This window comes from Butyrivibrio sp. FC2001 (genome assembly GCF_000424125.1).
GTDB lineage: Bacteria > Bacillota > Clostridia > Lachnospirales > Lachnospiraceae > Butyrivibrio.
This window is the reverse complement of record NZ_AUJH01000003.1, coordinates 388,777-402,992: the sequence shown is the minus strand read 5'-3', so window position 1 is coordinate 402,992 and position 14,216 is coordinate 388,777. Positions and strand designations below refer to the sequence as shown.

The 14,216-nt window shown below is 41.7% G+C and carries 10 protein-coding genes; 3 read left to right on the top strand and 7 right to left on the bottom strand.

Annotated elements, in window-relative coordinates; genetic code table 11:
* Both G601_RS0101715 and G601_RS0101710 read right to left on the bottom strand, forming a co-directional pair.
* On the bottom strand, positions 1-1,773 hold the full coding sequence (locus G601_RS0101715; protein ID WP_026664283.1) for a DUF6044 family protein: 1,773 nt from the start codon (positions 1,771-1,773) through the stop codon (positions 1-3).
* An 18-nt stretch (positions 1,774-1,791) separates the two neighbouring features.
* The gene (locus G601_RS0101710; protein WP_026491565.1) at positions 1,792-2,787 is read right to left on the bottom strand and encodes a radical SAM/SPASM domain-containing protein; all 996 of its coding nucleotides are present in this window, start codon (positions 2,785-2,787) and stop codon (positions 1,792-1,794) included.
* 135 nt (positions 2,788-2,922) lie between these two features.
* Here G601_RS0101710 and G601_RS0101705 point away from each other — a divergent pair, with 135 nt between their 5' ends.
* Positions 2,923-4,842, top strand: a complete 1,920-nt coding sequence (locus G601_RS0101705; RefSeq protein ID WP_207638005.1) for a hypothetical protein — start codon at positions 2,923-2,925, stop codon at positions 4,840-4,842.
* Here G601_RS0101705 and G601_RS0101700 read toward each other — a convergent pair.
* Genes G601_RS0101700 through G601_RS0101680 form a run of 5 tightly spaced genes read right to left on the bottom strand, consistent with a single transcriptional unit; the run spans position 4,839 to position 11,423 of the window.
* Entirely contained in the window at positions 4,839-6,377 is a 1,539-nt protein-coding gene (locus G601_RS0101700) for a glycosyltransferase family 39 protein (RefSeq protein WP_026664281.1), read from the bottom strand. The genes G601_RS0101705 and G601_RS0101700 overlap by 4 nt on opposite strands.
* Positions 6,370-7,623, bottom strand: coding sequence for a hypothetical protein (locus G601_RS0101695; RefSeq protein WP_026664280.1), 1,254 nt, complete (start codon positions 7,621-7,623; stop codon positions 6,370-6,372). Before G601_RS0101695 ends, G601_RS0101700 begins: the two co-directional genes overlap by 8 nt.
* 21 nt (positions 7,624-7,644) lie before the next feature.
* On the bottom strand, positions 7,645-9,237 hold the full coding sequence (locus tag G601_RS0101690; protein WP_026664279.1) for a DUF6056 family protein: 1,593 nt from the start codon (positions 9,235-9,237) through the stop codon (positions 7,645-7,647).
* Positions 9,238-9,255: 18 nt separating this feature from the next.
* A complete protein-coding gene (locus G601_RS0101685) occupies positions 9,256-10,356 on the bottom strand; it encodes a DegT/DnrJ/EryC1/StrS family aminotransferase (protein ID WP_026664278.1) in 1,101 nt (366 codons plus the stop codon).
* Positions 10,357-10,367: 11 nt separating this feature from the next.
* Positions 10,368-11,423 carry an NAD-dependent epimerase/dehydratase family protein gene (locus G601_RS0101680; protein ID WP_026664277.1) on the bottom strand — a complete coding sequence of 352 codons (1,056 nt, stop codon included), beginning with the start codon at positions 11,421-11,423 and terminating at the stop codon, positions 10,368-10,370.
* 65 nt (positions 11,424-11,488) lie between these two features.
* Here G601_RS0101680 and G601_RS0101675 point away from each other — a divergent pair, with 65 nt between their 5' ends.
* Positions 11,489-13,024, top strand: coding sequence for a lipopolysaccharide biosynthesis protein (locus tag G601_RS0101675; protein WP_026664276.1), 1,536 nt, complete (start codon positions 11,489-11,491; stop codon positions 13,022-13,024).
* On the top strand, positions 13,021-14,163 hold the full coding sequence (locus G601_RS0101670; protein ID WP_026664275.1) for a glycoside hydrolase family 88 protein: 1,143 nt from the start codon (positions 13,021-13,023) through the stop codon (positions 14,161-14,163). Before G601_RS0101675 ends, G601_RS0101670 begins: the two co-directional genes overlap by 4 nt.
* Positions 14,164-14,216: the final 53 nt, after the last annotated feature.

Sequence of the window (14,216 nt, the reverse complement as noted above, 5' to 3'; positions counted from 1 at the left end):
CTAACCTCTCGTTTTAAATTTTTTTAGTTCATAAACATATATTTTATACGGCGATGAGCTATCCTCATATTCTCCCCTGAGAGTCAGATTCTTCTCATCCGCATTTTCAAGCTCAATTCTGGAAAAGATGTATCTGCATCCAAGATCAGAAAGAGCTTTATCCTCAATATAAATGTTGTTATCCGTTACCCCGGTCATACTCCTTGTTGCCATAACAATGGAATCATCTGTTCCGGAATAAAGGTAACACCTTGCACCCCAGTCATCAAAATAGATTCTGGTGTTCTCTTTTCTCTCAAGAGCGGGGGCAATGACCCTCCTGAACTTCTCCTTGTACTCCTGAGAATAAAATCCAAGATACCCATCAAGGGTTGAAATGCCGTTGTACTCCAGCACTGCCGGATGCATTCCGTATGCAACGGCCCAGTCGGACTCATTATAGCCGACATCGTTCTTTATTGTATCAAATAGCTCCGAAGAATAAAACTCCGAATAATTAAGTCTGTCCACTTCATGTCCGGTTCGTATTTTGTAAAGAGTTCCATAAGCCGTGTCGTAGAGGTCATTGTAATGCTTTGATCCAAGCAGAATTACAAAAACTGCTGCCACGGGAAGCATCCTCGCAAGGAGCCTCAGAATTACATTTTCCCTCTTCGCCATTCTGATACATATTATGAAAAGCGAAGCATACCATAGGAACGGACTAAAAAATATAGTCCTGTTAAACTGCCATCCGGTAAGCGGCGGAAGAACAAGCGCTACAAAATCTCTCATTCCTTCGCTGTAGTATATACCATAGACAAAGCTGTTAAATACGAGAAGAACAGCAAACAAATTATATATATCATGCACCATTCCCTTAAAATCTTTCCTGATGATATAGCGGATATTAAGGAAGAAAAAGTAAAAGGTGCATACAGGCAAAACAAAATATGAATGAGCATCATCAGCGTGCATCATTCCATTTTTAAATACATCAGCGCACTGTGCAAAAATCTCTGAGAAGCTCATGGATGCATCCTTCATGGTGCTTCTTATTGTCACCTCATCAGAAAAAAGCATCGCTCCAAAGAGTCTGTATTCAAAGATCACAAAACCCGCTGAGAGAATTACAAGTGCAACGCAAAGCGGAAGTGAAAGCTTTTTATCCGCTATAAGTCTCCATATTATAGCCAGTACCAGATATCCCAGAATAAACATTCCAAAATAAGAAAAATAGGAAACTACCGGGTAAAGGAACAATAAAACATAGTACTTTATGGCAGGCTTTGAAAATCCCAGTCTGTAGATTTTCCTCAAAAAGTAAATTACCAGCGGAATAGATGCAAAGCATATTCCAAATGCCGGAAACAGGTTGAGGATTCCATAGGCAAACGCACAGATCCATGCAATATCTCCGGGCTTCTCATCAGGAAGGAAATCCCTGCAAAGAAGGAGGCATGAAACCAGCGCTATTATTATTTTCAGGATATACCCCGCAATATACGCTATATATGTAGGGAATATCATGTAAAGTATGCTGTATAAATAGAATTCACCCGGGAGGTTGTCCCTGCTGATTCCATTAAGAAACGGGACATCCACGGCATGTGCCCAGAATGTCCCTGTGTTTTTCATCATTTTATACTGGGCCACAAAGAGGTCCAGATTATCGGGTATTGCAATATAGCTGTTTTCACCGACTATCAGATACATCAAAGAAGCAGCTATAATAAACATTCCTACGAGGATGTAGTGCCATCTCGTTGCGATTCTTCCTGCTATTGTTTTCACAATCCCTCCGATTGCCTATCAGTCTTCCTTCTTAAACAGTCCCATTCTCTCGTGACCACCAAGCTTATTGGGATCTCTTCCTTCAAGAATAGCCTTAACTATTGTCATACGGAAGCCTGCATCTATGAAATCACAGTGCTTGCAGAAGGGTTCATTCTGTCTGCCAGATGCGATTTTCCTTCTAACAGCCATGAACTCCTCTGATGCCCATCCGTCCTTAAGACTTGTGGTAGCAAGGTCTGCATAATTAGTAACCTCAAAGTTATCACAGCAGCACAATCCAAGCTTTCCGTTAGGCATGATCCACATATCTGTGAAGGGAAGAAGACAGGTCTCCTTTATTACCTTCTCTGTAGCCTGCTTATTAGGTGCTGATCCCGCTCTGTTAGTAAGAACCTCCTGGAGATATCTCATCTGAATCTCGATATCCAGATCCTTGAACTCATCGGGATTAGCCTTAACATACTCATAAATTTCCTGGATGTTTTTATGAAGCTTAAACTCCATGCTGTAGTTATTAATAATAAGCTGATTGATATAGGGCTTAATCTGCTTAACCTTATCGATATCAAGAATAAGTCCGTTAGTACTCATGAAAATAAAACTGTCCGGAAGCTTCTCCCTTGCGTACTTATGACGCTCAACAATCTTGGTATCAAGCCAGGGCTCATTATTTCCATAGAGTGTAAGGTGTCCCTTATATCCCCAGTCTGCAAGCTGGTCGATAATGCTCTTATAAAGATCATCATCAATTTTGCAAAGAGGTCTCTTCTCAGCATGTACATTAGCTGTACAGAATGCGCAGGTGGAATTACATCTGTTTATAGTCTCGATGTTTACCACGTTTGGCATCGGAACTTCCTTAGCATTCATGAAATAATCTATATAATCCTGTTGCTGCTTATGACGGGTAGCAAACTGAAGCTTAAGATATGCCTCACTTGCAAGCATAGGAAAATGCTTCCTAGCGAACCATCCAAATTTACCCAAAAAGCTGTTTACCTTGATTGGCATTTTATTTCCTCCAAATAAATATCTATAACAGCGCTTATTATATCATAGGTAATTATTTTTTCAACTTAGCGTTTGACTGCCACCTCACAGTTACCTATAATTAAAGAACTACCGCTATATAACGCATGTTTTACCATGGAGAAAGTTATGCAGACTATTAACCCGGTATTCCTTATCAGCTATTTGGGCATTATCATAATTTCGCTTTTTCTCTACTCAAAAAGAGATAAGTCATCCTTTTCACAGATAAATCTGTCAGGCATTACCTACAATAAGATATATACGATCATTCTACCGGTGGCAATCATAGTGATTGGTACCGCTCTTAGATTATATAGGCTTGCAAAAATCCCGGAGGGACTCCATCAGGATGAAGCTTCTATTGGATATGAGGCATATATTCTCTCAGTCTTTGGAATAGACCGTGACGGCAACAGATACCCTGTTTATCCAATCACCTATGGTTCAGGCGGCGGAAGCCCTCTGATGATATACCTTAACGCTGTTACTACCTTTCTTTTTGGAAGTAACGCATTAACTCTGCGTGCTCTTCCGGCTTTTCTTGGATGTCTTACACTTGTAATAGCATTTCTTCTGATAAAAAAACTCAGTCTGGAATCCGTACTGGAAAGCGAGAGTGCAACATCCCTTCAGTATGTCACGGGAGAATATTTGTGGATACCACTTGTAAGCCTTTGTGTCATCGCTCTTTGCCCCTGGCACATCATGCTCTCAAGATGGAGTCTTGACAGTAACACCACCCCCTTCTGGGTTCTTACAGCCCTTCTGGTATTTGTCATCGCATCCACAAAGCAGAAGGATTCCTCAGCCTTCGAGAATATCGGTATTTTATTTAAATACAGAGATAGAAAAAAGAGCAGATCTCTTAGCGCATCCAATACTGCTGCCACACTGCTCTACGCACTTTCCGCATTTCTGTATGCGATTTCGCTTTACAGCTACGGCGCATCCACCTTCGTAATACCGGCACATCTCATTCTGATGTGCATAATATTTAAGAAAAACAAGCGGATGACAACCTTTCAGATAATAGTCGGAGTGCTGGTATTTGCCTTATTTACAGCACCGCTCTTTACTTTTTATATAATCAATGCCTTAGACCTTCCCGCAATAGTTACTCCGTTTTTCACAATAACGAAGTTTACTGCCAAAAGGTCCGTATTCGCTTCAGGTTCAGGCATTCTTCTTTCTGTAGGCAAAAACCTCTTTACTATAATCAAAAACCTGACACTTGGCGACTCATCCGAGCAGATACTAAATTACATACCTGGCTTTCCGCCATTTTATGCCTTTACCTTCCCTATGTCATTACTGGGAATCGTAATAAGTATTATCCGCTCAAGGAGAGGTGAACTGATTGACCTTGTTATTCATACACTCTTCTTCCCCTCTCTGATTTTCGGACTTTTTGTGGAAGAGGATATCACAAGAATGGTGCTGATATTCATCCCTGTGATTTACTATCTTGCAAGGGGCTTCATATTTGTAGTTGGCGAATTTGTCACAATTGAAAAGAATTCCGCCTCAGCTGTAAAGAAATACGCTGCCATACTTGCAAAGGCAGTAGTACCACTTCTTTTTGTAGTAGCATCTATATTATTTTCAAATACATACATTACTGAGTTCAACAGCCTGAGCGCAGAGAGCTATATGCCTGGTTACGGAGAAGCCTGCGCCTATGCTGACAAGCTCGCTGGTGACAGCTCTACGATATACTCCACCTATGAGCATGTCTCTGCACCTTTTATGATCGCGCTTTATTACACAAAAACACCGCCCAAAGATTTCCTTCAGACGGTTCATTATAAGGATCCGGATGCTGAGTTTCGCATCGCTGATTCCTTTACGCATTTTAAATTTGGTCTTCCCGAAGATATAGGAGACAGTGCAGGTGAGCATCTTGGGGCTGGAGATATTTTCATACTCCACGTCTCACAGCTTGGCCTTGTAGGCGCTGATAAGGAAGATGCTTCCGAGCTTATGAATGTCAGAACCTTCGGGAACTTCGTTGTTATTTCAGGGAACGGGTCTTAACTCTTCCTGAAAAGCTTTGAAGAAACAAAATCAACTGCAGTATTTATTCCATAGGCTGCAAAGGGAAGCAGCATCAGATAATATCTGATTATATATCTGGAAGAGCCCTCCCAGATTTCATGAAACAGCATACCGCCAAACACAAAGAGTATCGGAAGAGCCTGAGTAAGATCAAGGCTCTTTTTCTTTATGGTAACCACGCAGTAGATGAAAACTCCAAGATAAACAAGGAAATGTGCTATATCCATTATTCCCTGAAAAACATTGGACCAGAAGCCACTCACAAGCGACCTGGCAAAGCCTGACTGAGAATCAGAATGTCGCATGGATAGCTCATAATTCCTCATGGATACAAATGTTGGATCAGCCCACTGAGTAAGAAACTTTCTCACATAAAATCTAACTGCATGAAGGGGCCTGTCCTTAAACTCGGAAAGCCTTGCCGAAATCGCTTCCTTAGCTGCCTTATCCGTCATATTTCTGTCGTAATCATTTTCATCAAAGGTATTCCTGTTAAATCCGTTATACCATCCCCATTCTCCTTCGCCCTCCTGCATCGCCATGGCAAAATAGGTTGAGCTTGGAACACCGGCCGGGTATTCGCTAAGGCCTGCTGCCTTGGCATAGCCTGCACCAAGAATTTTCAAGGGGCAAAGAGCACAGACAGCTAAAAGAATCACAAAGGCAATATTTATTACGCTCTTTTTTCCTGCTTCGTCAGACTTTAATAACACTCCGTCAATGCAGTCAACAGCCAGCAATATTGCCATAGCTATAAGTGCTATGTAGAGATTTGTTTTTAAAAGGCACCCTACACCCAGAAATAGTGCCGCCAGAAGCTCATCCTTTATCTTATGCCTTTTGAGGTAGCAGATTTCATAGCAGATTGCCATGATTCCGGGAGCAACTGACCATACATCGTTATAAACATAGGTCACATACGCAAACAAAAAGAACATCATAAATGACAAAAGTGCGAATATGCTGCATACTTTTTCATTTTCAAAGAGCTCTTTTGTGGTCCTATTCAAATACACAAAGGAGATTAAAATAGCAGCAAGGTTTATCCCCTGGAAAACCGGATAATTGCTTGGTCCAAACACTCTGCCGATTATCTGACCTATAGCCACATATCCAATCTGAAAAGGATATACGAACATGTAACCACCTTTATCCAAACTGCTGTAATCACCTGCGTTAAATGCATTTATAATCTCATCCAGGGTAAGTCCGTCAGTAACCGCCACCGCTTTTGACGTAAAAATAATAAAAAGACAGACTACTGCTTCAAGTAAAAGCGCTACAGGAAGAACCTTCCCGGGCTTAACTCTGCCTACAAAATATGCAGCCAGTAGGAACAATAAGACTCCTACCAAAAGGAGCAGATATTTTTCCGACCCGAATCTTGGAAGATCCGCTCCCTGATCTATGTCGTAGTATATAGTTGTAAAAAAGCTTGCTCCAAGAATCAGCAAGCTTAATACAGTAAACGGTATAAAAAAGATCATTGAAAGCTTTTGAAGAATTTTATGCACGTTCTCCTCCAATCCTCTTTACAAGATCAAATGCGACAAACGCGTAGATGGCTATCTGTATCGCTGATATCACTGTGATCGGAACCACCATCTCCTTGAATAGAACAGCGATATACACAAGCATTGAATTAACATTCATAAGTGCTGCCACCCACAGCTTGTCTCTGCGTATAGCAAGACAATATGCAGTCATCAGAAGAACTATTGCATAGTCATATCTTTCGTGCATTCCAGGCAGGAACATACAGCAGGTCCATGCCATAAAAAGCCCAAAGTAAAGAGTATTCTCTTTGTTTTCAAGAAATTGTCTGTGATAGATCACATAAACCGCAAACACGCCCAAAACCGCTGCAGCAAGTAAAATAGCAGGCTTCGTGAGTATCTCATCATAGTTATCCAGACCAAAGTTATAGAAATTGGGATAATAGGATACCATTCCATAGCCTTCCGTGGACACCTCCTGGGTCTGCAGGAAGTACGCAAGATAGGTTGCGCGAAGTCCTCGTCTGCATAGCACACAGGGGAGTCCCATTATAAGATACATAGCAGGAATCCATAAAAACTCCAGTATACTGTATTTCTTTCTTGCAAAATAAAGTACCAGGAAAAGCGGCACAAAGAAAATCGCCTGAAGCTTAAAGCTAAAGGAAACAGCAAGGAAAATAAATGCTGCCCTGTAATTGTCCTTTAAAAGGTAATAAACAGAAATCACAAGAAATACAACATAAATGGCATCACACTGCTTCCAAAGTGCTCCATTCCAGATAACAAAGGGCAAAAGTAATGTGATAGCAGCGGCAAAGGAAGCGATAAGACCAGCCCTCTTCTCATCAACACCCTTTTCATTTAAAAGGAGCAGAAGAATCTTTCTTACAAACCATGCGCTCACAAACTCAGCTGCCATGGAAAACAAAGCAATAGGTATGTAGGGCTCGCAGGGAAACAGCGAGCAAATAGCATACATCACATTGTAGGGAACATAATAATCTCCAATATCCTTGGAAAGTCCGCCTAAGAAGCCATAGTCCCTATAAGCAAGGGTCCAGGGCAGATAATAGCTGTTATAGTCAGGTGACAGCTCTGTTTCCGGAATAAGAAAAATACGCACCAGAACTCCTATAAGCACCAAAGCAGCCAGCGCGATCTTATCAATATTGGAATTTACGAAGCCTGTAAGAGCTCTGTCAAATCCCGTTACTCCGCCAACAGCCTCTGTATTTTTGTTGTTTTTACTATCTCTTCCCAAGAAAGTCCCCACCTTTTTGATTTAGTCATTCTGTAAAACCACTTTGTCCTTATGATAATATTCAGCCATGGCTTTGTTAAGCCAGTCCCCTTCATCCTTTGTGATATCTGAAAAGAACAAAAGTTGCGGATGCACAGAAAAAGCACTAAATTCTGCTTCTTTTACATTATCATCCTTAAGAACCTTAAGTCTTTCATCAAATTCCTTCATATAGCAATAAGCATCACCACTGAAAATATCCTCAAGCGCTGCAGTACCTGTATACAGGTCAGGCTCAGGCTTTACTGCCAGAAGTGAGCCTGCGATAAAGGCTGCTGAAACCGCAAAGACCACTCTGGTGGCATGCTGTCCAAGATAAGCGTCCTCCAGAAAATCCTTTGGCTTTCTTTTAGCAAGTACATCTCCGTCAATAAGCTTGGCAGGTTTAATGACATAGCGTATCCAGCCGCACATGTAGCCTATTATCAAAGAAAGGAGAATCATTCCCTGCATGTAGAACAAAGCCTGGATCCTTCCTGCCTCAATGCTTCCTGTTGCATAGATCGGCGGAGTTATAGACGCTGCTGAAAGCAAAAAGCAAAAGGCTGTAAAAAGAGCCGGATGCTCAAAGCCATAAAAGCGTTTGATGCGGCCTGTTGCCTTCCACAAAAAAGGAATCAAAAATACAAGCAAAATAATCGTCGGCCAGGTCAACCACTTTCCAAGCATGGCATCCATAGTATAGTAAACAGCCATTAGAATAGCTTTGATCGGATTAAAGGCTGCCGAGTCAGATCTTACCTTATTTCCGGGTGCAATTGCCGATAAAGCAAAACCTACAAGCATGCAGATAGTAGGAATATATGCCCGCTTAAGGCCATCAAACCTCTCTGCAATTTTAAATATCTCATGTTTTCTTAATTCGATCTGTTTTTCAAGAGGAGCTTTTACAGAAACACTTGCTATTATTGAAATGATTAAAATACACACCGATATTATTGCAAGACTGAGAGATGTCATATAATTGGCACCTCCAAGTAGAAATCCCATAACTGACAATATCGGAACCAGATATCCCTTCACAGACTCAAGGCTGGCAAGGTGCAAAATCATTCCAAGCCAAAGAAGCGCAAAACCAAACATAAAGAGATAATTGATTGCTCCGCTATACCAGAAAAAGCCTTCCACTCTTGAAGCTCCGACAGGCATACATTGAACAAGAAGGAAAAACATAATGTTTGTTATGCATCCTGCCAGATGCTTCTCCACACGGAGTGTTTCGCATAAAAGCTGCTTGAAAAAGTACCACAGTCCCAAAGCAAACATAAAAAGAACCACCCAGGTTCCGATAAAATAAAAATGTTCACCAAAAACACTGGGCGCCAGCGCTGTAAGCGTATTGCTAAAGTAAACTCCGGTCCAGTTAAAGTAATACCAGATTCCCATGTATATAGCCTTTATTATCGCGCTAAAAAAGCCTCCCGATACATAAGACTCATGTACTTCATACGCCATGCTGAAATCATCAGCCGAAGGCACATTATAAAAAGCCAGAATAAGTATGGGAAGAACTACTATTACATTTACCAGAAACAGAGTTATCCTTAATGCTTTGAGCTTAATATTCCTTTTCATGGTTTGCTCCGGATGGGATTATTTAAATGAATTGATGCAATCGATAACATACGATTGTTCTTCATCAGTCATTCCTGCATATATGGGTAGCGAAAGAACTTCGTTCGCATAGCACTCAGTAACGGGAAGTGTTCCCTCACTAAGGCCAAGATAATTATATGCCTCTGAAAGATGAGGCGGAATAGGATAATGAATTATGGTTGTTATGTTATTCTGAGCAAGGTAGTCCATAAATTCATCCCTGCAATCCTTCACTCTTACGACATACTGATGCCATACACTTGTAGCGCCATCTCTTACCTGAGGCTTAATAACAAGCGGATTGGTAATACCTTCAGCATACTTTTTAGCTATTTCAGAACGCTCGGTATTTATTTCATCAATATATTTAAGGCGAACTCTTAACAGCCCTGCCTGCATCTCATCAAGTCTGGAGTTAGCCCCTACAACCATGTTATGGTAGCGCTTCTCACTGCCATAATTGCGGTATATTTTCATAAGTCGAGCCAGCTCCGGATCGTTAGCGGTTATAGCACCCGCGTCTCCGAAGGCTCCCATATTCTTTGAGGGATAAAAGGAAAAGCATCCGATATCTCCAAAGCTTCCTGTCATCTTACCATCAAAGCATGCTCCGTGAGACTGAGCACAGTCCTCAACAAGCTTAAGATTGTACTTTTTACAGAGCTCCTGAACCCTGTCCATTTTCGCGGACTGTCCATAGAGGTGAACAACAAGTATTGCCTTGGTCTTATCGGTTATCTTCTCTTCAATCTTATCTACATCGATCTGAAAGTATTCGTCAGGCTCAACAAAAACGGGTGTTGCGTCATTAATAGTAATACCCATAACACTTGCTATGTATGTATTTCCCTGAACGATTACTTCATCACCTTTCCCTATGCCAAGAACCTTGAAGGCAAGCCAGAGGGCATCAAGTCCACTGGCAAGACCTACACTGTATTTGGTTCCTACATAAGCGGCAAACTCCTCCTCGAAGTTCTCCACCTCTTTGCCAAGGATATACCAGCCTGAGCGAAGTACCTCGAGGGCTTTTGCTTCATATTCATCCTGATGTCTGAAAAAGCCGCGGTCCATACGGCTTTGCATAATTTTGTCCATAGTCCCCCGATTTATGCGTCTCTGCGCTTTACATATCCTGCATACCAGTCAACAAAACGGTGAATACCTTCCTTAAGAGGCATATCCGGCTTGAAGTCGAAATCATTCATAAGGTCGTCAACATCTGCAAATGTAGCCTCTACATCACCGGGCTGCATGGGAAGAAGCTCTCTGTGAGCCTCGAAATCAAAGTCCTGAGGAAGCACTCCGTGAGCAACAAGCTCCTGCTGAAGATAATCTACGAAATCCATAAGGTTCTCAGGGTTGTGGTTACCAATGTTGTAAACCTTATATCTGTTGCCCTTTTCATCCTCATCGGGTGTACTCTGCATAACATTGACAACTCCGGTTACGATATCATCCACATAGGTAAAGTCTCTCTTACAATTACCATAGTTGAATATCTGGATTGTCTCACCTCTAAGAAGCTTGTCTGCAAAGAGGAAAAGTGCCATGTCAGGGCGTCCCATAGGTCCGTAAACAGTAAAGAAACGAAGACCTGTTGTAGCCATGCCATAGAGATTACTGTATGAATAAGCAAAAAGCTCATTGGATTTCTTGGTAGCAGCGTAAAGTGAAAGGGGATGGTCAACCTGATCCTTTGTTGAGAAAGGAAGCTTTGTATTTCCGCCATATACACTTGAGCTGGAAGCATAAACAAGATGCTCTACCTTGGGCTCTGAATGTCTGCATGCCTCAAGGATATTGTAGAATCCGATCACGTTTGCTTCGATATAAGCGCCGGGATTCTCGATTGAATAGCGGACACCTGCCTGAGCTGCAAGATTTACAACAACTGCGGGCTTATACTCAGCAAAAACCTTATCAACAGCTGTTTTATCCGCAATATCTCCCTTCACAAAAATGAAGTTCTCATACTTTGAAAGATTCTCAAGTCTCTCTTCCTTAAGTCTTACATCGTAATAGTCGTTTACATTGTCATAGCCGACAACTTTTATATCTTCAAACTCATCAAGCAGCCTTACCGCAAGGTGTGATCCGATAAAGCCTGCAGCACCTGTGATAAGAACGGTTTTACCATTAAGTTTTACATTTTTTTCTTTCATTGCTAAAATTTCTCCTTAAAATGATATAATAACATGATAGTTAAAAAAGTCCTGGAGGTCAATTTATGGGCAGAACAAAGCTTGCTGCCAAAAATATAACATTCGGATATGTAGGACAGCTGGCAACAGCGCTGATGTCCTTTATCCTGCGTACCATCTTCATCGCACGCCTGTCCAGGAACCTTCTTGGTGTCAATGATCTCTATAGCAATATCCTATCACTTCTGTCAATGGCAGAGCTCGGAATAGGAACTGCTCTTAATTTCAGTCTATATGCACCTGTAGCCAGAAAGGACACCGAAAAGGTCAAGTCCTACATGCAGATGTATCGCAAGGCATATCACACAATAGCCATTGTTGTAGCTGTTATCGGCCTTGCCCTCACTCCATTTCTAAAATACTTTGTCAAAAAGCCCGGCGAGATTACCGTCAGGGATATGACACTTTATTATCTCATTTTTCTGTTCAATACGGTAAGTACTTATTTTGTTTCTTATAAATACAGTCTCGTTAATGCTGAGCAGAAAAACTACATACAGACCAATATTAATACGATCACCAAGATTATCACGGTTTTTTTCCAAATCATAATCCTTCTGGTGATTCCGAACCTGTATCTGTATCTTCTTGCTGATGCAGCGGTTCAGCTCATTCAAAAGCTTTTTGTAAATAATTATCTGAACAGACTTTATCCATATCTGACCGATAAAAATGTAACGCCGCTCTCCACGGAGGAGCACTCGGAGATATGGCGAAAAACCAGAGCTCTTGTATTACACAAGGTTGGCGATGTCGCAAGACTCCAGACAGACACCCTGATCATTTCCTCATTTATAGAAGTCGGCATGGCCGCTGTTGTCGGCAACTACACCATGGTCACCGGAACAATTGCCAATTTTGTAAATATTATTTTCAACTCGGTAATTTCAGGCTTTGGTAATCTTATAGCAACGGAATCCAAGAAAAAGCAGTTCAAGACCTTCAAGGTTTATAGGTTCTTTGCTTCCTGGGTCTACGGATTTTCAGCCTGCGGATTTTTCATTCTTCTGCAGCCCCTTATCTACCTATGGATAGTACAAAAATACGGACCGGACTGGATGCTTGGGAACCTGGCTGTTTACCTGTTTTTAACTGACTATTACTTTAAGGGCGACAGAATCGTTCTATCAAATTACAAGACCGCTGCCGGTGTTTTTGAACAGGATAAATATCTTGCTCTGATACAGGGCATTGTAAACCTTGTTCTTTCCATCGTTCTGGTTCAAAAGATAGGACTTGCCGGAATTTATGTAGGAACTGTTGTGTCCGGCCTTATCGCTAACATAACAAAGCCCATAATCATATACAAGGTATGCTTTGATAAAAGCTCAATATCCTACTTTGCAGACAGCGCAAAGTATATTATCACAGAGGCAGCAACAATCCTTGTTCTGTATCTGCTTGGTACCGTGATCATGAAGAATATAACGATCCTCTCCTTTGCCCTGATGATCGTAATCGTTACTGTAGTATTTAACGCTGTATTCCTGATCATTTACCACAAGACTGAGGAATATGAGTATCTTAAAGGCATTGTATTAAGAAAGCTGGGAAAAGCATGAATAAAGAAACCATCGAACAAATTATAAGGGTTACAGAAAAGGATCTTTCGGAAATCAATAACTACTCTGCCAGAGATGCCTTAAAGGATGTTGCAAAAAAGGCTCTGAAAAGAGGCGTAACTAACCGCGATCCCATATTCTGGCCTGCCGGATTACTGATGCTTGGTCTTTCCGAAGCTGCCACATCTCCTTCCGACAGCACCTCCGAGCTGATATCCAAAGAGCTTAATTCTGAAATAATTGGTAATCTTCGCGCATATATAGATAAATGGATAAAAAGCGGCAAGGAGGTATCCTTTGTTGATGACTCTGTTGCCGGCATAACCATGATCAAGCTCTATGAAGCTACCGGAGAGAGGCAGTTCCATCACGGTGCTGCAAAAATAGCCAATTTCCTCTCCCAGGCTACTAAAAACGATGAAGAGAGCATCATCTACAATCCCGCCAGGGGAAATGACCTGATATACGCAGACGGCGCAGGCCAGGCAGCAATGTTCCTCGCAAAATACGGAACAGTTTTTCATAAGAGAAATGCCATTGCCCTTGCAGCAAAGCAACTGATCAATTTCTATAATAACGGTTTCGATAAAAAATCAGGCCTGCCCTATCATGCCTTTTCTCTGGCAGAAGAAAAAAAGGCTGGTATCATCGGCTGGGGAAGAGCTGTAGGCTGGCTTATGCTTGGATATTCCGAAATACTTTCCAACATCAATAAAGAAGAGAATCACGGCGATGGCCCTATCGGCGACGCCATATTAAAGAGCACCTCCGAAAAGCTCATGTCTGAGTTCTACAGCCTGATAAAGGTGACACTGGAATATCAGAGACCTGATGGCGGTTTTTCATGGCTCCTTCCCGCAGTAGAGGGTGAAGCCGACACCTCCGCAACAGCTATGATCGCATATTCCATGGCAAACTGGCTAAGAAGCGGTATGTTCCAGTCTCATGCAAAAGAGCTAAGTGAAGAGGCAAAAGAGGCCATTCAAAGGGCTAAGGATTTTCTCCTTGAGAACACTGAAAACGGCTCTGTACTTCAGTCATTGAGCAGCTGTGAGGATCTTGCAGTGCACAGGCAGATTTATGGTCACTATCCCTGGGGACAGGGAAGTGCACTGGCATTTTTCAGTATTACCGACTAATGCATAAAAAAACATCTTCTCCTCTATAAACACCCTATAGAAGAGAAGATGTT